Below are 22,445 nucleotides of genomic sequence, written 5' to 3'. Positions count from 1 at the left end.
TATGGCTATCGCGTTGTTTTGCGGAATTGTATTGCTCACGCTGATCATAACGTATTACGCTGCCAAGAAAACAACCAACACCAGCGACTTCTATACGGCAGGCGGAGGGCTCAAGGGCTGGCAGAATGGGACAGCCATTGCCGGTGACTATATGTCTGCTGCCTCCTTCCTTGGCATCGCAGGCTCGATCGCGTTAGTCGGCTTTGACGGCTTCTTCTATAGCATCGGTTTCCTTGTAGCTTACCTGGTGGTGCTGTACCTTGTCGCCGAGCCGCTTCGGAACCTTGGGAAGTATACGGTGGCGGATATGATTGCCGCTCGTTTCTCCGACAAAAAAGTGCGCGGCGTTGCAGCGCTGAATACGATTTCCATCTCCATCTTCTACATGATCGCGCAGCTGGTTGGGGCAGGCGCACTGATTAAGCTTTTGTTGGGACTGGACTATGTCACGTCCGTGCTGATTGTCGGCGTGCTCATGACGATCTATGTTGTCTTCGGCGGCATGCATGCCACGAGTTGGGTTCAAATCTCGAAGGCCGTGCTGCTCATGGCTGGCACGTTCATCATCTCGCTGATCGTATTCGCCAAATTCGATTTCAGTCTGACCCAGATGTTCCATCATATGAAGACGGCTACGCCGCTGCAGGAGGCATTCCTGAACCCGGGGAATAAATACAAAATCCCGTTGGAGACGCTGTCGCTTAACCTTGCGCTCGTACTCGGCACCGCAGGTCTGCCGCATATTTTGACCCGATTCTTTACCGTTAAGGACGCCAAGACGGCACGCAGCTCCGTGGTATACGCTACCTGGATTATCGGCATCTTCTATGTCATGACGATCTTTCTCGGTTTTGGGGCTGCCGCCTTTGTAGGCGCGGCGGATATTACCGAGGTCGATAAAGCGGGTAACATGGCTGCCCCGCTCCTGGCCAAAGCGATTGGCGGCGATTTCCTGTTCGCGCTCATCTCGGCGGTTGCGTTCGCGACAATCCTCGCCGTGGTGACGGGGCTTGTGCTGTCCGCGGCATCCGCCTTCGCCCATGATTTCTATGGCCAAATCGTGCGCCGCGGTGAATCGTCGGAGAAGGAGCAGCTGAAGATGGCACGGTACGCATCGATTGGCGTATCCATTGTCTCCATTCTGCTCGCGCTGTTCGCTCAGAAGATGAACGTAGCATTCCTTGTCTCGCTCGCTTTCGCCGTTGCGGCCAGCGCGAATTTACCGGTCATCCTGTTCACGGTGTTCTGGAAGAGGTTTAATACGACAGGCGCAGTGACCGGGATGCTGACCGGGCTGATCAGCACGGTGATTCTTGTGGCGCTTAGTCCGAATATATGGGATCCGGCCGGAAAGGCAATTTTGATTGGCGATCCGATCTTTCCGATGAGCAACCCGGGCATCATCTCTATTCCGCTTGGCTTTCTGGCAGCTTATATCGGCACGCTGTTATCCTCCTCCAAGGATGAAGCGAAGTATGCCGAAGTGCTGGTCAAGGCCAATACGGGCGCGTAATCCGGATTCGATTCTTTGACCAAAAAGGGTGTATCCAGCTGCTTGGCAGCAAGGGGGATCGCCCTTTTTTGTCATTTTATCGTAAAATAAAGATATAACATGACTTTCAGGCTGAAGCGGAAGGAGGCATGCAAATGAACATATCCGGCATCGTTTTTTTTCTGGCGATTGTGGTCGGCACGTTAATGATTACGTATTATGCTGCCAGGCGGACAACGAGCACGAATGATTTCTATGCAGCGGGCAATCGTCTGAGCGGGCTGCAAAACGGCTTGGCCATTTCCGGCGACTATATGAGCGCGGCGTCCTTCCTTGGCATCGCGGGCTCCATTGCGGTGTACGGCTTCGACGGCTTTTTCTATTCGATCGGCTTTCTAGCCTCCTATGTGATCGTGCAGTACATCATAGCCGAGCCGCTTCATAACCTGGGCAGGTATACGATGGCGGATGCGGTGGCGGTCCGGTTCAGCGAGAAACGGCTGCGCGGATGTATCGCCGTCAACAACATGATGATTACGGTCTTCTACATGATTGCCCAGCTCGTCGGTGCCGGGTGGCTCGTGCATTTGCTGTTCGGGCTGGAAACGTCGCTCGCCATCGTGCTGGTCGGAGGCCTAATGACCATTTACGTCACGTTCGGCGGCATGCTTGCGACTTCCTGGGTGCAGATCGTCAAGTCCATATTGCTGGTGAGCAGCACCTTTATCGTGAGTCTCATCGTGTTGGCTAGGTTCGATTGGGATCTGGTTGGTTTATTCGAATCCATGAAGCGGGCGACCCCATTGCAGGAGCGGTTTCTGATGGCGGGTAATATGTTCGACCACCCGCTCGACATGCTGTCGTTTAATATGGCGCTGGTGTTAGGGACAGCGGGACTTCCGCATATTATTGCGCGCTTCTACACGGTAAAAGACCCGCGTACGGTCCGTTCTTCGGTCAAAACCGCAACGTTCACGATCGGCATCTTTTATGCCATGACCATTTTTCTTGGTTTTGGGGCGGCTGCCTTCGTCGATTGGTCCGTTTTGTCGGAGCGGGTTGAGCTGGCGGCGCCGCTGCTCGCAAGCGCATTGGGTGGCGAATTCTTAATGGCCTTTGTATCGGCCGTTGCTTTCGCAACCATATTGGCCGTGATCTCGGGGCTTGTGCTGACGGCATCCTCCGCATTTGCGCATGACGTCTATAGCAGCATTTTCCGCAGAGGACGGGCGACCGAGGCGCAGCAGATGAGAGTGGCCAAGCTTTCGGCCATTGGGGTTGGCACCGCTTCGATTGTGCTCGCCCTCGGCGCGCAGAAGCTGAATGTGGCATTTCTTGTTTCGTTTGCGTTCGCGGTTGCGGCTTCGGCTAATCTGCCGGTGCTGCTGTTCACGCTATTTTGGCGGAGATTTAATACGTATGGGGCCATGTCGAGCATTGCCGCCGGATTGATATCCTCCTTGCTGCTCATGGCCGTGGGGCCTAACGTCATGGATCCCGGGGCCGGCTGGATCCGGGCGGAAGCGATTTTCCCGCTCAAGCATCCGGGTATCGTGTCCATTCCGATTGGTTTCGCTGGCGGTATTCTCGGCACCCTGCTATCCGGCAAAGTCGGCTCAAGCGGCCGATTCGAGACGATGCAGGCCATTGCCCATGTGGCCCCGGATGAGATTCGTACCCGCGAGCCGGGGTGACGTTTCATACATAAGGATGATGAAAGGCTGAAAAAGACGCGCTGAGATGGTTCGGGTGCCCCCCAAACCCCTTAGCCGCGCCCGTATATTTCAATCCTCCCCGCAGGATGCGCGAGGACCTCGGGATTATCCCTTTCGATGCTTCTTGCTTTATTTAATGCCAAGCCGCATGCGGTAGCTGAGCATAACGGGAAGTGTCCGCCCTTGGAAGTGCTCCTCGACCAGCGCATGGAACTGTGCGATTTTATCGTTCAATTCGGTTTGTTTCAGCTTGAACACGGTCTGGATACCGCCTTGACTGACGGCAAGGCCGGTATATCGTTCGGCGGTGAACGGCTCTATATGATGGAATACGATCTCCTTGGAAAACCGGAACACTCCGCTCTCCCGGATATGCTTCAGATGCTCGTTCTTATTCCCTTTATAGGCCTTTTCCTGTGCCTCCACATGGCGGTCGATGGTGGCCTCTGCCCATTCGATCAGCTCATGGTAGGATTGCTCGACCTTCCAGGTCAGGCTCGGCGGCCAATCACAATCATATACCGCGAATATCCCTTCCTCACGCAGAACGCGGGAAACCTCCTTCAACGTGCTGGCCGGGTCCATCCAGTGGAAGGATTGGGAACAGGTGATGATGTCCGCGGACTGATCCGGGAGCGCCAATTGGTTCGAATAGCCGGAGACAAACCTGATGTCGGCAAGCTGCACACCGTGGCTGCCGTCAGCCTCTTCCTGCAGCGACTGCAGTTTGGCCATGGCCTTGCCCCGCATATCGTCATTCGGTTCAACGCCGATGATCTGGTCCGCTGCGTCTTTCCATGCAAACGAGGATAGTCCCGTTCCGCATCCCAAGTCGACAACGAGAGAGGGCTTGCGCTCCAAATAGCCTGTCAGCAGGGCGACAACCTCCTGGGGAGCTTCGGGGCGATGCTGGTCATAGGTATCCTCAAAGCCGGTGAAACGATCCACGTTGCTGGCACGGTTGCCATCGGGAACGAAATCCTTACTCCACACTTCGGTCATATCCTTGGTCATCATTATTCATCTCCTTATCCGGGTACATAAATCGGGCCTTGCAATTGGAGGTCTTGGCTGCTGCGAGTCAGGATTCATGCTCCAGTTGATGTGTCCTGCCGCTCTAATTCCATCATATCATAGGAAAGGAACTTATTAACAGATAGGCTTGACCCGGGTGGTGCCGATGCGGGTACAATAGAGAGATCGAATGAGGAAGAGGGATGCGTATGAAGACACCAATATCACCGAAGGGAATCTTCTTCGATGTGGATGATACATTGTATGACCATCTGGCGCCTTTTCGCGATGCCGTTCAGAAGGTTGCCCGCCCTGATGGCACGTTTCCATATGAAGCCGCTTATCACCGGATGCGTTATTACAGCGACAAGCTGTCTGTAGAGCTCGGAGGGGCTGGCACGGCGGCATACGGGGAAGCGGTTGAGGATATGCGCAGACGTCGGTTCCAGTTAGCGCTGGCTGAATTCGGCGTAGGGCTGACCCTTGAGGAGGCGGAAACCGTACAGCAAACCTACCTGGACCGGCAGTATAACATCACGATGTTTGAAGGCGCCCGGGAGCTTCTTAAGAAATTGACGGATGCCGGGCATGTCGTTGGATTGATCACCAATGGTCCGGCGGAACACCAGATGAACAAAATCGCGGCTATGCAGTTGGGTGACCTCATACCGGAGGAGCGGTTGTTCGTATCCGGAGCGGTGGGCTGGGACAAGCCTGATCCGCGGATATTCCACCATGTGAACCGGCTGACCGGCACGGAGCCGAAGAGCTCCTATTACATCGGCGATTCGTGGCGCAATGATGTGGTTGGCGCATTGGCTGCAGGCTGGCATGTGATTTGGTTCAATCACCGGAGCGTTGGGCCGGAATCGGAGCATCAACCGCAGCATACCGTGGCGAATTATGGCGAGCTGGAGCGGCTGCTGGATGAGGTTATCGGATAAAAAGGTGGGCGTTCCCTCTGATCCGCTGCCGAAGCGGGATGCTGCCGCATTATTCGAAAAATCTATTGCCAGGCTCTTTAAACGAAGGGCCTGATTTTTTTTGCACTATATTCAACCGATTGGTTGACTTTATAAAATGGTTCCATTATAGTTAACCATATGGTTGAACAAAATAATGAAGAACAACTGGATCACATTTTCCATGCACTGGCTGACCCGACCCGAAGAGAGATGGTGCGCATGATCGCATCGCAGGAACGGACGGTATCTGAGTTGGCTGAACCGTTTGACATGTCGCTTGCGGCAGCCTCCAAGCATATCAAGGTGCTGGAGCGCTCCGGCCTGCTCGAACGGTCCATCCATGGACGGACGCATACCTGCCGTCTGAACCCGAGTGTCATGTCCAGGGCGCTGGAATGGCTGCAATTCTACGAACGATTCTGGACCCGGCAATTTGATGTGCTTGAACGCGAGCTGAACAAAGCGAAGAGGGAGGAGCACTAGAAGAATCCTTAGGAATACCGCTGAACATCCTGGACAACGATGAGTAACGTAGGGAAATAGACGCAATACCACTTTTGATAAGAGAAGGATGATTGACATTGGAGAATGCCTCTACAACCACGCTGGTCATGAAACGTCAATTTGAGGTAGCACCGGAAAGAGTATTTGATGCCTGGTTAAACCCGGACATGATGCGTAAATGGTTGTTTACGCTGGAAGCGACGAACAAAATCGCCCGTAACGATCCGCGCGTGGGCGGAACCTGGGAGATTGTTGATGTGCGGGAAGGCAAGGAGTACCGGGCCATTGGAGAGTATCTGGTCATAGACCGGCCGCGCAAGCTGGTGCTCACCTTCAAGATGCCCCAGTTCAGCGACACTGTGGACCGCATTACGGTGGAGTTCAAAGCCGTGGACGCAGGATGCGAAATGACGTTCTCCCAGGAGATCGTTGTCCCTCATGAGGAAGACTGGACCGCAGAGGATATTGAGAAAGCGCTGACCGAATACCATGACCAAACCGAGCATGGTTGGGGTTATATGTTTGAGGGGCTGAAGCAGCTGTTAGAGACAGGGAAGATAAACTATCCATCCTAAACCAATGAATAAGGGAGCGTGTGTATCGATGAAGAGTGTGACCCCGTTTTTAATGTTTCAGGGCAACGCGGAAGAAGCCATGAACCATTACATTTCCATTATTGAGGATTCCGAAATCATCAGCATTACCCGTTATGGCCCCGATCAGCCGGGAGCCGAGGGAAGCGTCATGCATGCCACCTTTTCGTTGAAGGGACAAACGTTCATGTGCATCGACAGCAACGTGAAACATGAGTTTACGTTCACGCCTTCCTTCTCCATCTATCTGACTTGCGAATCCGAAGCCGAGATCGAGAAGGTGTACGGAGCACTAATCGATGGCGGAGGTGCGATGATGCCGCTGGACAACTATGGATTCAGCCAAAAGTTCGGCTGGATCGCGGACAAGTTCGGCGTATCCTGGCAGCTTAACCTGCCAAGCGAAGCGTAGTCTTGAGCAGGTGATTCAGGTATAGGGACGGGCCCGGAAGGGGCCTGTCCCTTTTTACGCTGAGCCGCAAGGAAGGCATTGCCCAGCTCGATGCTCTCAATCAAGAGCCGTGCTGTCCCTCACCCTCACCGCCACCCGAACGGAAGAATATAACAATGCGGAGCCCCAAATCCCATGCCGCGGCTTACTCCGTGTACTGCTTTCGGAATTGCAGCGGCGATAAGCCAAAACGTGCGGAGAAGCGGCGAGAGAAATAGGGCGGATATTGAAACCCCACATGTTCCGCGATTCGAGCCATGGACCACTGGGTGGTCAGCAGCAGCCGCTTCGCCTGGTCCAGGCGGTATTGAAGCAGGTATTCCGTAGGCGTTACGCCGTGCGATTCCTTCATGCAGCGCGTCAGGTAGTTGTAGTGGAAATGCAAGTCGGACGATAAACGTGCGTTGCTGATGGGCTCACGGTAATGCATTTTGATATAGGACTCCACCTGCTCCGCGACTTTGCGTACCCGCGATTGTTCCTGGTCCGATCTCGACGGGTCCAGCAGCTCCAGCAGCTCGATAAACAGCGTCTGTTCGCGCCAAAATGCCGTGGATCTCGGTTCCGTTGCCAGCAGGTGCAGGGAATCGAACAGCTGATAGGCTTGCTCCGGATAAGGGATAGGGCCATGCCTCGGCAGCTTTATGTTGTGTGAGATCGAATCATTGCGGGTTGCGCCTGATGCTGCGGTCTGAAAATGCAGCCAATAAAAGGAGGTTTCCTCCTGACACCCCTGCACGGCGTAATGGTATGCATCCGGTAATAATACAACGCAATCCCCTGCGCCAAGCGCCCATTGCATATCCTCCTCGCCCAGGAACAAGCAGCCGCATTGAACCAGGATGAGATCGTAGACGCCAAGGTTTCTCCGGTTGGGATGCGACTCGCTCAGCATATAATGCGTTTTTCCGGATTCAAGGAAGTAGGGGAGCGGTGGTGAAGGAATAGAAAGAACGCTCCGTTCTGTCATGGTATCCCCTCCAGGTATGTGTGAAATCGTATAAGAATTTAGGTCATTTCTGTTATCGTTTTCATCCTATCATAGATCGTAGAATGGGAAGTGTCGAGGCTTTATCATTCGAATCCCAAAGGAGTGTATATCCAAGATGATAACTCTTACTTCGCGTTCAATTGCCGTCCCCCTTAAGCAAGTGAAATTGACGGACCCTTTCTGGTCCCGTTACATAGAGCTGGTAAGGGAAGTGGTGATCCCATACCAATATGAAGCCCTCCATGATCGGATTCCGGGCGTGGAACCGAGTTATGGCGTGTCCAATTTTCGAATTGCTGCCGGCAGGGAGGAGGGGGAATTTGGCGGTATGGTATTTCAGGACAGCGATGTCGCCAAATGGCTTGAGGCTGCAGCTTATTCGCTTGCCATTCATCCGGATCCGAAGCTGGAGGAGCAGGTGGATGAGTTGATCGATCTTGTGGCCGCTGCCCAGCAGCCGGATGGCTATCTGAATACATATTTTACGGTGAAGGAGCCGGAGAAGCGCTGGACCAATCTGACGGATTGCCATGAGCTGTACTGCGCCGGCCATATGATCGAAGCCGGAGTTGCGCATTACCGGGCGACGGGCAAGCGGAAACTGCTGGACGTGGTATGCCGCTTGGCGGATTACATCGATACCGTCTTTGGACCCGAGGATGGCAAAATCCATGGGTTCGACGGCCATCAGGAGATTGAGCTGGCACTGGTCAAATTGTATGAGGTAACCCAGGAGCCGAGATATTTGAGTCTGAGTCAGTATTTTATAGATGAGCGCGGGACGGAACCCCACTTCTTCCTTCAGGAGTGGGAACAGCGAGGGAAGAAGTCATTCTACCGCTCTGTACTGCATCCGCCGCATTTGGCTTATCATCAGAGCCACCTGCCGGTCAGGGAACAGAAGGAGGCGGTCGGGCATTCGGTCCGTGCGGTTTACATGTATACGGCGATGGCCGATTTAGCTGCCAGAACGAAAGACCCTGCTCTGCTTGAGGCTTGCGTTAATCTGTGGCATAACATGGTCCATAAACAGATGTACATTACCGGCGGGATCGGCTCCACCCATCATGGCGAGGCGTTCACCACGGATTATGACCTGCCGAACGATACCGTATACTCGGAGACCTGCGCATCCATCGGGCTGATCTTTTTTGCCCAGCGCATGCTGCAGCTGTCACCAAAATCCGAGTATGCGGACGTGATGGAGCGCGCGCTGTTCAATACGGTCATTGGCAGCATGGCTCAGGACGGGCGTCATTTCTTCTATGTGAATCCGCTTGAGGTATGGCCTACGGCCTGCCGTCATAATCCGGGCAAGTTCCATGTGAAGCCGGTTCGGCCGGGCTGGTTCGCCTGCGCATGCTGCCCGCCGAACGTGGCGAGACTGCTGTCGTCGCTGGGTGAATACGTGTATACGATGAATGACGATACGCTGTATACCCATCTGTACATTGGCGGCGAAGCGGAGGTTCGGTTCGGGAACGTGCCGGTGAAGGTAACCCAGACCAGCGCGCTGCCATGGGATGGGAATGTTACGCTTACGATTCAGCCTGAGCAGGCAGCCGAGTGGACCGTCGCTCTTCGCATTCCGGACTGGTCGCGCGGTAAAGCCGTTATGCGGGTGAACGGGCAAGAGGTGACCGTGGAGGATATTTCCCAAGACGGCTATGCCTACGTGAAGAGAGTGTGGTCACCGGGGGATACCGTGGAATTGGCATTCTCCATGGAGATCCATCAAGTAAGAGCCAATCCCAACATACGGGGGAATGCCGGCAAGGCCGCGATTCAGCGCGGGCCGCTGGTATATTGCTTGGAGAGCGTCGATCATGGAGCGCCGGTATCCTCGCTGTCGCTCGCAGGCGATCCGAAGCTTCATTCCCGATTCGATCCGGATCTTCTTGGCGGAGCCGTTGTCATTGAAGGGGAGGGATGGCTTGAAGAGTCTGATGATTGGGGCGATGAACTGTATCGTTCCTCTCCGAAAAAGAGGCTTCCCGCATCATTAAAGGCCATTCCTTACTATTTATGGGGCAACCGCGGCGAGAATGAAATGACCGTCTGGGTGCGCGAGCTGCCGCACACGGTATAAGATCCTACAGCCCGCCTCTCCCGAAGGGAGTTGACCGAGGAACCAGCATACAAAGGATGCAACGGCAAAGCATGGACGATGCCGAACCACATAACATAAAGGGCTTGCCCAAGGTCGATGGACCTCGGGCAAGCCCTTTTTTTATCCGAATGGCTCCCTGCATTTATAACAGCTTCTTGATATCCTCTTCTATTTTTTCCGGAGTATCCGTTGGCGCAAAGCGCTTGACCACCTTGCCGCTGCGGTCCACAAGAAACTTGGTGAAGTTCCATTTAATCGCTTTAATGCCGAGTGCGCCGGGCGCTTCACTCGTCAGATGCCTGTAGAGCGGATGGGCACTCGTGCCGTTCACATCAATTTTGGAGAATAAGGGGAAGGTGACGCCATGATTGAGCTTGCAGGCCTCCTCGATCGCGGAGTCCTCCTCCAGCTCTTGATTCATGAACTGACTGCTGGGGAAGCCGAGAACGGCCAATCCTTGATCGCGGTAGGTTTGGTGCAGCTTCTCCAGACCGTCGAATTGAGGGGCAAAGCCGCATTTGGTTGCTGTATTGACAATGAGCATGACGTCGCCTTTATAAGACTCAAGCGTTTGGGACTCGCCGCGTATCGTTTTTACTTCATATTCATAGATAGACATCGCCGTAGAACCTCCTCCAATGAGATGTATATACAATCAGATTATATTCTTTCGCCCTGGATTGCAATTTGATAGAAACGGCAGCGGCAATTATATGCTATTTGTATGACAAAAGCTGGAGTGTAATACATGATGCGGAAGTATAAAAAGTAAAATTTTGTATTTTCATCTGGACTTATTTAGGAGATGTATGATAGTAGTAGAATAAGTGCTTATCGAATGAACCAAAAGGGGTACTGCTGAAATCATGTGTGGGAGGACGGTATGAGATTAAAAACACAAATGCTCAAAACGACGGTGACCAGCCTGCTGGCTTTTATGTTCATCGTCCTCATTGTTCTGGTTCCGAGGGATTTGAATCTGTCGCTGGACAGCAATTTGTGGGTGACGAATTATTCCTTTGATCTGGGTGAGTATGTTACGTATATTCGCGATTTTTTTGTTGCCGCCATTCAGAACGGGACGCTGGGAGAAACGCGATATATCGGTCAGTCCTCGGAAGCGGCCGCTTTTGGGGCCGTCGGCAAAAGCCTGCTGGTTATTGTATCCGCTTTAATCCTTGGATTTGTGTTCGGCATTCTGAAGGGAGTCCTCGACTATAAATTGTCCAAGACCAAATTCAGTGTGCTGGGGCATTGGACCACATGGCTGTTCCAATCCGTTCCGGATTTTTTCCTGATGCTGATCGCCCAGTGGGTGCTGATTAAGCATGTACCGGCTGTCCGCTATTTTGCGGTTGACGGCTGGGAGGCCTTTGTGCTGCCATCGCTGCTCGTGTCGATTTACCCGATTTTCTTCATTGCCCGAATCACTTCGGCTTCTCTGCTTGCGCAGGAGGGCAAGTTATACATACTGCTGGCTAAAGCCAAAGGGCTGAGTGACCGAAAAGTCGTATACAAACATATGCTGCGCAACGGTATCGCGACCATCCTGACCCATCTTCCGGGCCTGCTCGTCTTCATCTTGTCCAATCTGCTCGTGGTGGAATATTACCGCAATTATCCGGGGGCGGCATGGAGACTGTTTCAGGCGCTGGACTTCAACACGTTCAGTGGAACCGGGTCCAATTATGAGCCGGGTGTCATTATCTATATTGCGTTTTCTTTCATGGTGCTGTTCATGATCGTCCAATGGATCAGTCAATCGGCACGCAAGTACTTTGATCCCCGATCAGAAATGAGGTGAGTCGACTTGAAGAATATCCCTTTATGGATTGGCGGCACGCTGCTTGCCTTCTTTGTTTTTGTTATGCTGGCGGGGCCGTATATGCCCTTTATCGACAAGGATTTGAAACAGGAAACCTCCAGATGGGTGATGAAGGACGGGAAGCAGAAGCTGACGCTTCCGCCCTATAAGCCTTCTTCGAAGAACTGGCTGGGATCGGATAAGAAGGGGGTCGATAATCTGAGCAAGCTGGTTGTGACCGCCAAGGATACGATCCTGCTTGTGCTGGGGATTACGGCTGTTCGATATGCGATAGGCGTGCCCCTCGGATTGATCGCCCGTAAGAAAAAAGGTTTCATCCACCGGTTCATTACCTTCTGGAACCAGCTGTGCTCCTATTTGCCGCCGGTCTTCGCTTCGGCTCTGCTGCTTGCGCTGCCATTCTTTCTCTTCTCCCAGCAGCGGATGGGCTGGGCCATTCTGATTTTGGCCGGCGTTGAAGCCGGGCGGGTTGCGATTACGATACAGCAGCAGGCCCACAAAATGGCAAGTGAGCCTTACATGGAGGCCGGAACCGCGTTAGGACTTCGGACGAGAACGTTGACAAAGAATTATTATATTCCGGTCTTGTTCCCCGAGGTGATCGTCAACTTCTGCTTGGATATGGGGAAGGTCATGCTCCTGCTCGGCCAGCTTGCCATCGTGAACATCTTCCTCGGTCATGAGTGGAAGGAAGTTAATTATTATGTCATGGAATTCGTGGAGACCGGGTATAACTGGGCGACCATTCTGTCCAAGCATCGAGCGGACATATGGTTAGGGAAGTTTCAATTCGTTGTGTATCCCGCATTTGCCATGATGCTGTTAATCATCACGTTCAACCTGTTAGGCGAAGGCCTGCGCCGTCGTTTTCAGGTTAAAGGCTGATCGGTGCGTGGCCTTTAACGCGAAAAACCGGAAGGATGAGAGTTTGCGCCAGGTGCTTTCCTATTTATTAGGACTGCCAGTGTCTGGTGAAACCGATCCTTCCGGTTTTTTTGATTGTGTAAAATGCTGCTGTTTACGCTTCTACAGGAATATCCGGGTGAGCCCAGACGGACACGCTGCCGCCGTTCACCGGAAAAAGAGCGAACCCATCCTTGCCGATCGTAATCCGATCCTGCCGTGTACGGGTCAGATCCATCCATATCTCCCCGGCTCGATGCTCGCCGACAAACATCCGCTTATCCCCGGCTTCGCCATTGGCGATGACCACCGCGCAGCCGGAAAACTCGATTTCCGGGATGCCGCGGCGGACCCAGCCGATCGTATTCGGGTGGTCAAAATAATCGTCCTGCTGGCCATACGCCCGATTCGCTCTGGCATACAGCAGCGGGTCAATCGCTTCCTTTTTGCCGGGAATGGGTTTCTCGCCGCCGATTCCGTAATAATCGCCATAGAAGACGGAAGGATAACCGTCCTTTCGCAGCAGGATCAACGCATAAGCGCTCTGCTTGAACCAATCCTCCACCCAGGATTCCAGCGATTCCTGCGGCTGCGAGTCGTGATTGTCCACAAACGTGACAGCATTCATCGGGTGCGATTGGACAAGCGTATCGTCAAAGATCGTCCGCAGGTCGAAGGAACGGCCGGCTTTGGAAGCCGCTTGGAGTTTATAATGAAGAGACACGTCAAACAGATCGATCCTGTAATCCACCGTATCCAGAAAGTCTCGGCAATCCTGAAGCTCGGGATTCCAAAACTCGCCCACGATGTAAAAATCATCTCCGCGCTTTTTCTTCATGGCAGTGGCAAATTCTTTAATGAAGTCATGGTTAATATGCTTGATCGCATCCAGCCGGAATCCGCTGCACTGCAGCGTATCCACCAGCCACTTGCCCCATGCGAGCATTTCCTTGCGTACATCCGGATGGCTGTAATCAAGGTTGGCAAACATCAGGTAGTCGTAATTGCCGAATTCATTGTCAACGTTATCGCTCCATGATTTGTTCTCGCCGACGATCCGGTAAATGCCGGAACGTTTGCTGATTTCGTCGTAATCGGTACCGTTAAAATGAGTGAAATTCCACTGGAACGAGGAGTATTGATCCCCTCGGCCGGGGAATGTGAATTTGGTCCAACCCTCAATCTCGAATGGCTTCGATATATCCTTGGTCCGATCCATCTCGTCGACCTGTACCACCCGAAACCGCTCGGTTTCATCTGCGCCCGCCTTATGGTTCATGACCAGATCGACATAGACGGCAATTCCGTGCTTATGGCAGGCCGCGATGGCATCAATCAATTCCTGCTTGGTTCCATATTTCGTGCGAACCGTTCCTTTCTGATCGAACTCTCCCAGATCATAGAGATCGTATATGCCGTAGCCATTGTCCTCTGCGGACGTAGCTTTTGTCACCGGAGGAATCCATACCGCATCGATTCCCGCCTTGCTCAGCTCCGGGGCTGCGTTCTTGAGTCGGTTCCAGTGCGAGCCATCGGCTGCAACATGCCATTCGAAGAATTGCATAATCGTATGATTTCGCTGCATACTTCCATCTCCTCTATCATGATAGCTCTGCATGTTTACTGCATACTAAGCTCAAATACCCAAGAAAGCAGGGGAGCTAAACCTTCCACCCGAAATGGGCGGACCGCCTCCATTTAGTTTTACCCTAAAATGGAAAGAAAAAGACGGGGGTTGTCGTATTGCGGCCATCCTAATATAGCTTGGATCCAGCTATTCACCACAAAAAAACCATCCCCTGCCGAGAATCTATCGCAAGGGATGGTTTTCCGTTTTGTACACTTTGGCTGCCTTTCGCTTACTTATGCCATGGCATAAGTAAGCAGAATCAGCAGCACGGTGGTGATGGACATGGCCAGCAGCGGCCGCCAGGCGCCGCGCACATCCTTCAAGTGGACATTCAGGCCAAGTCCGACCATCGCCATGGCAAGAATGAAGGAGGCTGCCTGAGAAATCGAATCTTTGATCGGCAGGGGAATGATCGGTTGTCCGGTAAATTCCCAGCTTCCCAGTACACTCGCTGCCATGAAGCCCAGCAGAAACCAGGGAAACTCCATCCGTGTATGACTCTGCATACGTCCGGTGCGCTTCATCCAGACCATAAGCGCGATACTGAGCGGTACGAGCAAGAATACGCGTCCCAGCTTCGCGAGCAGGCTAATCGCAAGTGCATCCTCACCTGCTGGAGCAACTGCCAATGCTACATGGGCGATTTCATGAAGACTGACACCCGACCACACGCCGTATTGGGTGTCTGTTAAGGGAAGCAGCGGCTGGACGAGGGTATAACCGATAGCAACAATGGTTCCAAGAAAGGCAATCAGCCCCGCACCTAGCGCAGTGTCCTTCTCCTTCGCCTTGAGGATCGGGGACACGGCGGCGATGGCCGCCGCACCGCATACACCGGTTCCAATGCCAAGCAGAAGGGACAAGGACATATCGGCTTTCAGCCATTTGGCAATCAGCAGAGTGAGCGCGATGGCAAATATGACGCTGATCACATCCCTCATCATTAAACCCAGGCCTTGCTGGAACACGATGCCGATATTCAGCTTAAGGCCATATAGAATAATTGCTAGACGCAGCAGCCGCTTGGCCGTGAATTGGATTCCTATGCGCAGTCTCTCCGGGTAACCTCGCAGCTGTCGATATACTGCGGCGATGAGAATCGCCCAGGCGAGCTGGCCAAGGTAGCCAAGGCCCGGCATGCTTGCTAATACGTAACCGATGAGAGCGATGACAAAGGTAAAGGCAATGCCGCCTGCTGTGGCGGGCAGCGTATGCTGTGTCCATCGAACCAGACGATGGACGTGTTCTTGTGATTTGGAATAGGCTGGCTCTGTCATTAGATGTAACCTCCGATTCGTTCGGTTGGTCTGAACCCATCGTATCCCATTCCAATGGATAAGAAAAATAAATCATTATAATGATCATCATAAGTAATATGTTATGGTAAATATAACTCATAACCATTCGTGGACATTGCGAAGAAGGAGGCAAAAAGCGTGGATCAACCATTGGAGGTATTCGTTACGGTGGTAGAGAAGGGGAATTTTACCCGTGCGGCGGAGGAGCTGCTGATGACACAGCCCGCGGTAAGCCAATATATCCAAGCGCTCGAGCGGTCTGTGGGCACCAAGCTGCTGGAGCGAACCAATAAATATGTCCGGCTAACCAAAGCCGGAGAGATCGTATACCATCATGCGAAGGACATTCTGGGCCTGTACACCCGCATGAACACGCTTGTGGACGATTTGATGCATCGGGCGAGCGGCAATCTGTCCATTGGCTCAAGCTATACCTTCGGGGAATATATGCTGCCGCATTTGATCGCTTATATGAGGGAACATTATCCCTTGATCCGCCCATCGATTATGATCGGGAACACCACGGAAGTGGCGGAGATGATACTGCGCCATGAGGCGGATATCGGCATTGTGGAGGGAGATTATCAGGATGATAAGCTGCATATCGAGGCCTTTGCCGAGGATGAGATGCTGGTGATGGTTCCCCGGGACGGGCGGTATGATCATCTGCAGGAGCTATCGCTCTCCGAGCTTGCGCATGAGACCTGGATTGTCAGGGAAGCCGGATCGGGCACCCGCGAGGCAACGGAGCGGATGTTCTCACGGTATCATATTCGCCCTCAGCATATCGTGGAGTTCGGAAGCACCCAGCTGATCAAGGAATCCGTGGAGGCAGGCCTTGGCGTCACGCTGCTGTCGCGATGGGCGGTGCGCAAGGAGGTGCAACTCGGAACGCTGCATATGCTGGTACCGAATGGCAGACCGGTGGCACGGCAGTTCTCATGGATTACACAAAAAACACCTTATCATACCAAGGCCGTAGAGGTGTTTCTCGAGCTTTTGCATCATAAACGCGGTTTCCCCAAGGGGGTCTAAAGGAAGAGAATGACCCGGTGCAAGAGCATCCCCGTTAAGGGGATGTTTTTTTGTTCGGACATGATTACATACGCCATAATTGGTTAAAAATAGATACTAAAATCATAGATGAACAAACATGTAACGAATGATGTGAAAATCGGACGTAAGGAGGGTTAAACGATGAGAACATTTAATACAATAGCTTTGCTGTTATTGATTGTTGGAGGCATTAACTGGCTTCTGGTCGGCCTGTTTCAATACGACCTGGTAGCTGCATTGTTTGGTGGACAGAGCTCCATCGGCTCCCGCATCATCTATACGATTGTCGGTCTGTGTGCATTGTACTCGATCCGCTTCTTTGGTGATGTTACGAATGACGACCGAAATACAGCCAGATAGGTTACATTTAATAACATAAAAATGACATAGTTTTCGAGAAATATCCATATCCTCATAGATAAAAAAAGCCTTTCCGTGTTCAGGAATGGCTTTTTTTCTGTCCGAAATCCAAGATTGTCAGTGAATTGTAATCCTCATGTCAGGTGCAAGATCAACATATACAGTATGAAATTTCCAGTGTTTATGAGGCTTTGCATGCTCTATAGTTAAAGATAAAAACGACATATTTACGGGATTTGGAAGGAACTCATAGAATAAAGCCAAGCCATTGCAGCGCAACAATCGGAAGTTAATGGCATGATAGGAAACATAACGTGATATCTGTCGGCATCCTCCGTGTTGCGTAAACAATGAAATGAAAAGGACTCCTTCACCATTAGGAAAGAGTCCGAACGAATAGCGACATAAAGACACCTGGAGGGGAGTGAAACTGTTACAACTAGGCGGTCCCCACTCTGTTTTATGAGTGGAATGCCTTATACATGGCATCCAGCAGGCTGTGTGTCGCATCACAGCTGTATTCCCAGAACATAATACCAGCCAAGCCTTGATCCTGTACGTATTTGCATTTATGAGTCAGAGATTCAGCATCATCGTAAGTAATGAAGCTGCTGCCATCGAATAAATAAGGCGCTTTGGCTTCGTCGTCCCAGTACCTTTTATAGGAAGGGTTATTAAAATATTCGGCTGCGAGCTGGGTATAGGTCGGACCATAACCACCGGAGGATGGAGCGATCTGGAGGTAGCCGTTGTTCACATCCGGCACATCCTTCCACTTTCTGGAGTAAAATGCGGCCCCGATCACGATTTTCTCACGCGGCACGCCGGCAAGCGTGAACAGGCGGACGGAGGCATCGACGCTGATTCGGAACAGATCGCCAGTTGAGGTGTACAGGTTGGCGTGATGGCCCGTCAGCGTCTGGAATCCGCCGCGCATGTCGTACGTCATCAGCTGAATGAAGTCGAGATAGGGGTGAATGTCACGGATATCGGTGCCATCTATATAATATTGATCGGCCCCGGCTGCGATCGTGAGCAGATAGTGTGTCTCGTCCCGCCCGTATTGATCCAATGTTTCCCGGAGCTCCTTCAGCAGCATCGTGAAGTTCTTCTTGTCATTTGGCGATGCGGTCGTTCCTGCGATCGAGTAGCATGGATACTCCCAGTCCAGATCAATGCCGTCGAACGGAAACTCTTGCAGCAGCTTGATTGCCGATTCGCACACGCTTTGTCTCCCTGCGGACGTTGCTGCCGCTCTCGAGAATCCGTCGGAGCCCCAGCCGCCAACGGACAGCAGGACGATTAATTCGGGATTGACGGCTTTCAGGCGATGGATCTCGTGGATGGTGTTCGTATCGGTATACGTAATCTTGTCTTCTCGGATATGGGCGAAAGCGATATTCAAGTGAGTGAGCCGCTTGGCATCTTCGGTCGTGATCTCGGATAAGACCTTGCGCCCTGCGTAGCCGGCTAAAATCCAGGAGGATGGCTGCATGCGTAATCCCTCATTTCTTTTAGAATATGTCAGTTTTGCTTTTGCGGTTTATTTTTCCAACTTACGGTCAGATATGACATCTGTCAAGGCTCATCCCATTGGCCTGAATGACAATTTATCGGAGGGGAAGGGGGCAAAAACCACATGTTTTCCTGCTTGAAAACGACAATGACAGAAGTGGGTGGGACGTGAAAAGCCCGTCATACCAGCACATTAGGCTATTTTGAACAGACAATAGAAATGACATATTTACGGATCATGCGGCAGTCCATACACTTGGGATGTAAGCGTTAACAATTCTGAAGCGGGCAAGCCGCACGCTAAGGATGTGTGGTCAGGAAGGCTCTTTCTTTTACATTGAACAGGGGTGCTTTTCCGAAAAAACATGGCCGGATTTTCATTAGAAAAGGAGGGGGCAACCTATGCAGCAAGATGGTCAATCCGCCCTGACACAAAGCGTATCGGTTAACACGATGCCGAATCGTAAGAAAAATACATTATGGAGGAGGATGATTCGAAACTGGGAGCTGTATTTGTTTATCGCTCCGGCATTTCTGTATTTTGTCATTTTCCATTATGGGCCGATGTACGGGATCCAAATCGCCTTCAAAAACTTCATCCCGACGTTGGGAATAACGGGAAGCCCGTGGGTCGGATTCGACCACTTCGAACGCTTCTTTAACTCTTATTACTTCTGGGACTTGCTCTGGAATACCTTGAGCATCAGCTTGTATGAGCTGGCCATCGGGTTTCCGCTGCCCATCATTCTGGCATTGGCCTTCAATGAAGTGAAGGATTCATTCTTTAAGCGTACGGTACAGACCGTCACGTATGCGCCACATTTTATTTCAGTCGTTGTTATGTCCGGTATGATCATTACGTTCTTGTCGCCTTCGTCCGGCATGATCGTAAATTTTGTGGAAATGCTGGGCTTTCAGCCGCCGCAGTTCCTGACAGATCCCGCTTGGTTTAAGACTGTGTACGTGCTGTCGGGCGTCTGGCAGAGCGCGGGCTGGGGTACCATTATCTATCTGGCCGCTTTGTCGGGTGTCGATCCGCAGCTGCATGAGGCTGCCGTCGTGGACGGTGCGAGCCGATTCAAACGCATCCTGCATATTAACATTCCGGCGATTGTACCAACGATCACCATTCTGTTGATCCTGAACATGGGCAGCATTTTGGGCGTCGGATTCGAGAAAATCCTGCTCTTGCAGAACCCGCTGAATATGAGCTCTTCCGATGTCATCTCGACTTTTGTTTATCGCTCCGGTCTGGTTGACGCACAGTACAGCTTCTCTACCGCCGTCGGATTGTTCAATTCGGTCATTAATGCGATTCTGCTGATTGCGGTGAACCAAATCGCTCGTCGCACCAGCGAAAACAGCCTGTGGTAGAAGGGGGAATAACATATGTCATCCACGGTAAGGGAAAGCAAAGGGGATAAATTATTCCTGCTATGCAACTACATCTATCTGACGATTGCACTGATCATCGTGCTGTACCCGCTGCTGTACATTGTCAGCGCCTCTATCAGTGATCCGAAGTACGTAAGTTCAGGTGAAATGTGGCTGATTCCGAAAGGGATAACTTTTGATGGATATGCCCGGGTGTTTGAGAATGCCAACATTTGGATTGGCTACAAGAACACGATTATTTATACAGTGATAGGTACGATCGTGAATCTGATTGTCACGCTGCCTGCAGCCTATGCGCTAAGCCGCTCAGATTTTGTGGGCAGAGGATTTTTTATGGCGGTGTTCCTGGTTACGATGTTTTTCGGCGGGGGACTGATTCCGAGTTACCTGCTCGTGAAAGATCTTGGCATGGTCAACAGCATGTGGGCTCTTATTCTGCCGGGAGCTGCGTCCATATGGAATATAATTGTATCCCGGACGTTCTTCCAATCGACCATTCCGAAGGAGCTTCAGGAAGCGGCCCATATCGACGGCTGTACGAACTTCCGGTTATTCATCAAAATCGTATTGCCGCTCTCGATGCCGATTATTGCCGTCATGGCACTTTTCTACGGCGTCGGACATTGGAACAGTTACTTCAGTGCCATGATTTATCTGAATGATGCCGCGAAGTACCCGCTTCAGCTCTTCCTGCGTCAAATCCTGGTTCTTCAGGAGATGGCGGCACAGGGCGGCGGGGCGATTGACGCCTCATCCGCAGCAGCGATGAATTCCAAAGCGGAAATTGCCGCACTGGTCAAATATGCGGTCATTATCGTTGCGACACTTCCGGTTATTGCTGTTTATCCGTTCCTTCAACGTTATTTTGTGCAGGGTGTTATGATTGGTTCCGTTAAGGGCTGATCTTAAACCATACAATCCACACCAAAAAAGGGGAGTTGTTGTCATGAAAAAGCTTCGCAAGGCATCATCTATTTTACTCTGCCTCACCCTCTCAGCAACAATGCTTGCAGCCTGTGGTTCACCTAAAGGAGATGGCGCTGCTACAGCACCGTCCGGGACAGCCAGCACGGAAGGGGTAAAGAAGGAAGGTTTCCCGATTGTGGATGAGCCGATCACGCTGACGGTCATGTCACAGGATGCCGGTGTAGCCGATTGGAATACGATGCCCGTACTACAAGAGATGGAGAAATTGTCAGGCATCAAGCTGGAATATCAGCTTTCTCCGATTGACAGCTTTGAAACAAAGAAAAATCTGGTGTTTGCGAGCGGCGATTTGCCCGATATGTTCTATGCGGCGGATCTGAAGCCGGCTGAGCAGGTAACTTACGGCAGCCAAGGCATCCTCATTCCGCTGGAGAAGTACATTGACGAAGGTTATGCACCGAACATCAAAAAGATATTGGATGAGAACCCGGATGTCCGCAAATCCTTCACGACCCCGGACGGACATATGTATGCCCTGCCGTTCGTCGACAAGGCTGCTGTATGGTACAGAGGCCCGATGTGGTATAACGGCAAATTCTTAAAAGCGCTCAACGTGTCCGAGCCTAAGACTACTGAGGAATTATATACATTCTTGAAACGCGTCAAGGAAGAAGATCCTAACGGAAACGGAAAGAAAGACGAGATTCCGCTGACTTCCGTCAAGCTGGATGACCTGCGCATGTACTTCTTCGGCTTCTGGGGCATGTACAACGAAGGCATCTATTCCGACAAGGATGGGAAAGTACACTACCCTTACCAGGAAGAAGGCTACAAAGGCTATCTGACGTTCATGAACCGTCTGTGGAAGGAAGAACTGCTGGATCATGAAACCTTCTCGCAAACAGGCGATCAGAAAAAAGCCAAGGGAGAAAACAATCAGCTGGCTCTGTTTAACGACTACCATGCGTACTTCACGCTTGGCGGCGAGCCTAGCAGCGAGCATCCGCTCATGACGCCGGTGAAGAGTGAAATCGCCGACTCTCCGGTATATGGCATGCATCCTGGTATGTCGGCAAGAGGCACATTCGCCATTTCGAGCAGCAACCCGGCTCCGGAAGCGACCATGCGCTGGATCGATTACCTGTACAGCTATGAAGGCGCTACGCTGTTTAACCAAGGACCGGAAGGCACCCTATGGAAATTCAAGGATGAGGCTAACCGCGTGAAAGAATGGCTCCCAGTGCCAGGCGGCGGTGATCGTGAGGAGTATCGCGGCAAAATCACGCCGAACTACGGTATTTTGACACCTGGCGTCAATGATCCGGATGTTGCGAAAGGTCTTCGCACCGAATTCGATGAGTGGATCGATCAGCAGAACCAAGAGAAGCTGGTGCCGATCGGCAAATCGCCATTCCCTAACGTTTATTTGACGAATGAAGAGCAGAGCGAGGCAACTGCGCTGTTGTCCGATTTGGAAACGTACGTGAAACAGATGGAAGCCAAATTCGTAACAGGCCAAGAGCCGCTTGAGAATTGGGATAAATACGTCGCACAAGTCAAGAAAATGGGCAGCGACCGTCTCGTCGAGCTTTACCAAGGCGCGTATGATCGCTGGAACGCCGAGCAATAATCAGATGCATATATGAAAAACAAAGAGCCAACGTATCCCGGTCGCTTCATGACCGGGGGTTGGCTATTGTT

General features: G+C 51.9%; 20 protein-coding genes. 14 read left to right on the top strand and 6 right to left on the bottom strand.

Annotated features, from left to right (window positions below; all coding sequences use genetic code 11):
• The first annotated feature begins 1 nt into the window (after position 1).
• Positions 2 to 1,513: a cation acetate symporter gene (locus MKY82_RS32385; RefSeq protein WP_071218739.1), complete on the top strand. Its 1,512-nt coding sequence runs from the start codon at positions 2 to 4 to the stop codon at positions 1,511 to 1,513.
• 134 nt (positions 1,514 to 1,647) lie between these two features.
• A complete protein-coding gene (locus MKY82_RS32380; RefSeq protein WP_220687219.1) occupies positions 1,648 to 3,186 on the top strand; it encodes a cation acetate symporter in 1,539 nt (512 codons plus the stop codon).
• Positions 3,187 to 3,336: 150 nt separating this feature from the next.
• Here MKY82_RS32380 and MKY82_RS32375 read toward each other — a convergent pair whose 3' ends face one another.
• Positions 3,337 to 4,221 carry a methyltransferase domain-containing protein gene (locus MKY82_RS32375; RefSeq protein ID WP_339296735.1) on the bottom strand — a complete coding sequence of 295 codons (885 nt, stop codon included), beginning with the start codon at positions 4,219 to 4,221 and terminating at the stop codon, positions 3,337 to 3,339.
• Between the two features lie 203 nt (positions 4,222 to 4,424).
• On the opposite strand from MKY82_RS32375, the gene MKY82_RS32370 reads away from it, so the two are divergent.
• From MKY82_RS32370 to MKY82_RS32355, 4 genes are all read left to right on the top strand, one after another.
• Positions 4,425 to 5,165, top strand: a complete 741-nt coding sequence (locus MKY82_RS32370; RefSeq protein ID WP_339295093.1) for an HAD family hydrolase — start codon at positions 4,425 to 4,427, stop codon at positions 5,163 to 5,165.
• A gap of 159 nt (positions 5,166 to 5,324) precedes the next feature.
• Positions 5,325 to 5,669, top strand: a complete 345-nt coding sequence (locus MKY82_RS32365) for a metalloregulator ArsR/SmtB family transcription factor (RefSeq protein WP_220687222.1) — start codon at positions 5,325 to 5,327, stop codon at positions 5,667 to 5,669.
• A gap of 98 nt (positions 5,670 to 5,767) precedes the next feature.
• Entirely contained in the window at positions 5,768 to 6,265 is a 498-nt protein-coding gene (locus tag MKY82_RS32360) for an SRPBCC domain-containing protein (RefSeq protein WP_220687565.1), read from the top strand.
• A gap of 28 nt (positions 6,266 to 6,293) precedes the next feature.
• Complete coding sequence (locus tag MKY82_RS32355; protein WP_194540048.1) at positions 6,294 to 6,695, top strand: VOC family protein; 402 nt, start codon at positions 6,294 to 6,296, stop codon at positions 6,693 to 6,695.
• Between the two features lie 184 nt (positions 6,696 to 6,879).
• On the opposite strand, the gene MKY82_RS32350 is transcribed toward MKY82_RS32355, so the two are convergent.
• Complete coding sequence (locus MKY82_RS32350; RefSeq protein WP_220687223.1) at positions 6,880 to 7,704, bottom strand: AraC family transcriptional regulator; 825 nt, start codon at positions 7,702 to 7,704, stop codon at positions 6,880 to 6,882.
• Between the two features lie 136 nt (positions 7,705 to 7,840).
• On the opposite strand from MKY82_RS32350, the gene MKY82_RS32345 reads away from it, so the two are divergent.
• Positions 7,841 to 9,814: a beta-L-arabinofuranosidase domain-containing protein gene (locus MKY82_RS32345; protein WP_339295092.1), complete on the top strand. Its 1,974-nt coding sequence runs from the start codon at positions 7,841 to 7,843 to the stop codon at positions 9,812 to 9,814.
• A 163-nt stretch (positions 9,815 to 9,977) separates the two neighbouring features.
• Here the strand turns inward: MKY82_RS32345 and MKY82_RS32340 are convergent, their stop codons facing one another.
• Positions 9,978 to 10,454, bottom strand: coding sequence for a glutathione peroxidase (locus tag MKY82_RS32340; RefSeq protein WP_071218747.1), 477 nt, complete (start codon positions 10,452 to 10,454; stop codon positions 9,978 to 9,980).
• Between the two features lie 264 nt (positions 10,455 to 10,718).
• Here MKY82_RS32340 and MKY82_RS32335 point away from each other — a divergent pair, with 264 nt between their 5' ends.
• On the top strand, positions 10,719 to 11,639 hold the full coding sequence (locus MKY82_RS32335) for an ABC transporter permease subunit (protein ID WP_339295091.1): 921 nt from the start codon (positions 10,719 to 10,721) through the stop codon (positions 11,637 to 11,639).
• 6 nt (positions 11,640 to 11,645) lie between these two features.
• Positions 11,646 to 12,545, top strand: a complete 900-nt coding sequence (locus MKY82_RS32330; RefSeq protein WP_339295090.1) for an ABC transporter permease subunit — start codon at positions 11,646 to 11,648, stop codon at positions 12,543 to 12,545.
• A gap of 133 nt (positions 12,546 to 12,678) precedes the next feature.
• On the opposite strand, the gene MKY82_RS32325 is transcribed toward MKY82_RS32330, so the two are convergent.
• Both MKY82_RS32325 and MKY82_RS32320 read right to left on the bottom strand, forming a co-directional pair.
• Complete coding sequence (locus tag MKY82_RS32325; RefSeq protein ID WP_194540042.1) at positions 12,679 to 14,148, bottom strand: alpha-amylase; 1,470 nt, start codon at positions 14,146 to 14,148, stop codon at positions 12,679 to 12,681.
• A gap of 278 nt (positions 14,149 to 14,426) precedes the next feature.
• On the bottom strand, positions 14,427 to 15,470 hold the full coding sequence (locus MKY82_RS32320; protein ID WP_339295089.1) for a putative sulfate exporter family transporter: 1,044 nt from the start codon (positions 15,468 to 15,470) through the stop codon (positions 14,427 to 14,429).
• Positions 15,471 to 15,629: 159 nt separating this feature from the next.
• On the opposite strand from MKY82_RS32320, the gene MKY82_RS32315 reads away from it, so the two are divergent.
• Positions 15,630 to 16,526 (top strand): LysR family transcriptional regulator, encoded by an 897-nt coding sequence (locus MKY82_RS32315; protein ID WP_194540040.1) that lies wholly within the window; start codon positions 15,630 to 15,632, stop codon positions 16,524 to 16,526.
• Between the two features lie 162 nt (positions 16,527 to 16,688).
• Positions 16,689 to 16,907: a DUF378 domain-containing protein gene (locus MKY82_RS32310; protein ID WP_071218753.1), complete on the top strand. Its 219-nt coding sequence runs from the start codon at positions 16,689 to 16,691 to the stop codon at positions 16,905 to 16,907.
• A gap of 460 nt (positions 16,908 to 17,367) precedes the next feature.
• On the opposite strand, the gene MKY82_RS32305 is transcribed toward MKY82_RS32310, so the two are convergent.
• On the bottom strand, positions 17,368 to 18,402 hold the full coding sequence (locus tag MKY82_RS32305) for a glycoside hydrolase family 18 protein (protein WP_220687230.1): 1,035 nt from the start codon (positions 18,400 to 18,402) through the stop codon (positions 17,368 to 17,370).
• A gap of 422 nt (positions 18,403 to 18,824) precedes the next feature.
• Between MKY82_RS32305 and MKY82_RS32300 the strand changes: the two genes are divergently transcribed.
• From MKY82_RS32300 to MKY82_RS32290, 3 genes are read left to right on the top strand one after another with little or no spacing between them, the layout of a single operon-like run.
• Positions 18,825 to 19,796 carry an ABC transporter permease subunit gene (locus MKY82_RS32300; RefSeq protein WP_113057797.1) on the top strand — a complete coding sequence of 324 codons (972 nt, stop codon included), beginning with the start codon at positions 18,825 to 18,827 and terminating at the stop codon, positions 19,794 to 19,796.
• 15 nt (positions 19,797 to 19,811) lie between these two features.
• Positions 19,812 to 20,720: a carbohydrate ABC transporter permease gene (locus MKY82_RS32295; RefSeq protein WP_071218756.1), complete on the top strand. Its 909-nt coding sequence runs from the start codon at positions 19,812 to 19,814 to the stop codon at positions 20,718 to 20,720.
• A gap of 43 nt (positions 20,721 to 20,763) precedes the next feature.
• The gene (locus MKY82_RS32290) at positions 20,764 to 22,374 is read left to right on the top strand and encodes an extracellular solute-binding protein (RefSeq protein ID WP_071218757.1); all 1,611 of its coding nucleotides are present in this window, start codon (positions 20,764 to 20,766) and stop codon (positions 22,372 to 22,374) included.
• Positions 22,375 to 22,445 lie beyond the last annotated feature (71 nt).

This window comes from Paenibacillus sp. FSL W7-1279, assembly GCF_037969845.1.
Taxonomy (GTDB): Bacteria; Bacillota; Bacilli; order Paenibacillales; family Paenibacillaceae; genus Paenibacillus_AQ.
The sequence above is the reverse complement of the archived record's forward strand: the minus strand, read 5'-3'. Positions and strand labels throughout refer to the sequence as shown.

Excerpts from the sequence above, each read along its gene's own strand:
- MKY82_RS32295 (WP_071218756.1), top strand. The coding sequence starts at position 19,812 with ATGTCATCCACGGTAAGGGAAAGCAAAGGGGATAAATTATTCCTGCTA.
- MKY82_RS32345 (WP_339295092.1), top strand. The coding sequence starts at position 7,841 with ATGATAACTCTTACTTCGCGTTCAATTGCCGTCCCCCTTAAGCAAGTG.
- MKY82_RS32350 (WP_220687223.1), bottom strand. The coding sequence starts at position 7,704 with ATGACAGAACGGAGCGTTCTTTCTATTCCTTCACCACCGCTCCCCTAC.
- MKY82_RS32300 (WP_113057797.1), top strand. The coding sequence starts at position 18,825 with ATGCAGCAAGATGGTCAATCCGCCCTGACACAAAGCGTATCGGTTAAC.
- MKY82_RS32305 (WP_220687230.1), bottom strand. The coding sequence starts at position 18,402 with ATGCAGCCATCCTCCTGGATTTTAGCCGGCTACGCAGGGCGCAAGGTC.
- MKY82_RS32290 (WP_071218757.1), top strand. The coding sequence starts at position 20,764 with ATGAAAAAGCTTCGCAAGGCATCATCTATTTTACTCTGCCTCACCCTC.
- MKY82_RS32375 (WP_339296735.1), bottom strand. The coding sequence starts at position 4,221 with ATGACCAAGGATATGACCGAAGTGTGGAGTAAGGATTTCGTTCCCGAT.
- MKY82_RS32340 (WP_071218747.1), bottom strand. The coding sequence starts at position 10,454 with ATGTCTATCTATGAATATGAAGTAAAAACGATACGCGGCGAGTCCCAA.
- MKY82_RS32385 (WP_071218739.1), top strand. The coding sequence starts at position 2 with ATGGCTATCGCGTTGTTTTGCGGAATTGTATTGCTCACGCTGATCATA.
- MKY82_RS32335 (WP_339295091.1), top strand. The coding sequence starts at position 10,719 with ATGAGATTAAAAACACAAATGCTCAAAACGACGGTGACCAGCCTGCTG.
- MKY82_RS32380 (WP_220687219.1), top strand. The coding sequence starts at position 1,648 with ATGAACATATCCGGCATCGTTTTTTTTCTGGCGATTGTGGTCGGCACG.
- MKY82_RS32370 (WP_339295093.1), top strand. The coding sequence starts at position 4,425 with ATGCGTATGAAGACACCAATATCACCGAAGGGAATCTTCTTCGATGTG.
- MKY82_RS32320 (WP_339295089.1), bottom strand. The coding sequence starts at position 15,470 with ATGACAGAGCCAGCCTATTCCAAATCACAAGAACACGTCCATCGTCTG.
- MKY82_RS32355 (WP_194540048.1), top strand. The coding sequence starts at position 6,294 with ATGAAGAGTGTGACCCCGTTTTTAATGTTTCAGGGCAACGCGGAAGAA.
- MKY82_RS32365 (WP_220687222.1), top strand. The coding sequence starts at position 5,325 with ATGGTTGAACAAAATAATGAAGAACAACTGGATCACATTTTCCATGCA.
- MKY82_RS32325 (WP_194540042.1), bottom strand. The coding sequence starts at position 14,148 with ATGCAGCGAAATCATACGATTATGCAATTCTTCGAATGGCATGTTGCA.
- MKY82_RS32310 (WP_071218753.1), top strand. The coding sequence starts at position 16,689 with ATGAGAACATTTAATACAATAGCTTTGCTGTTATTGATTGTTGGAGGC.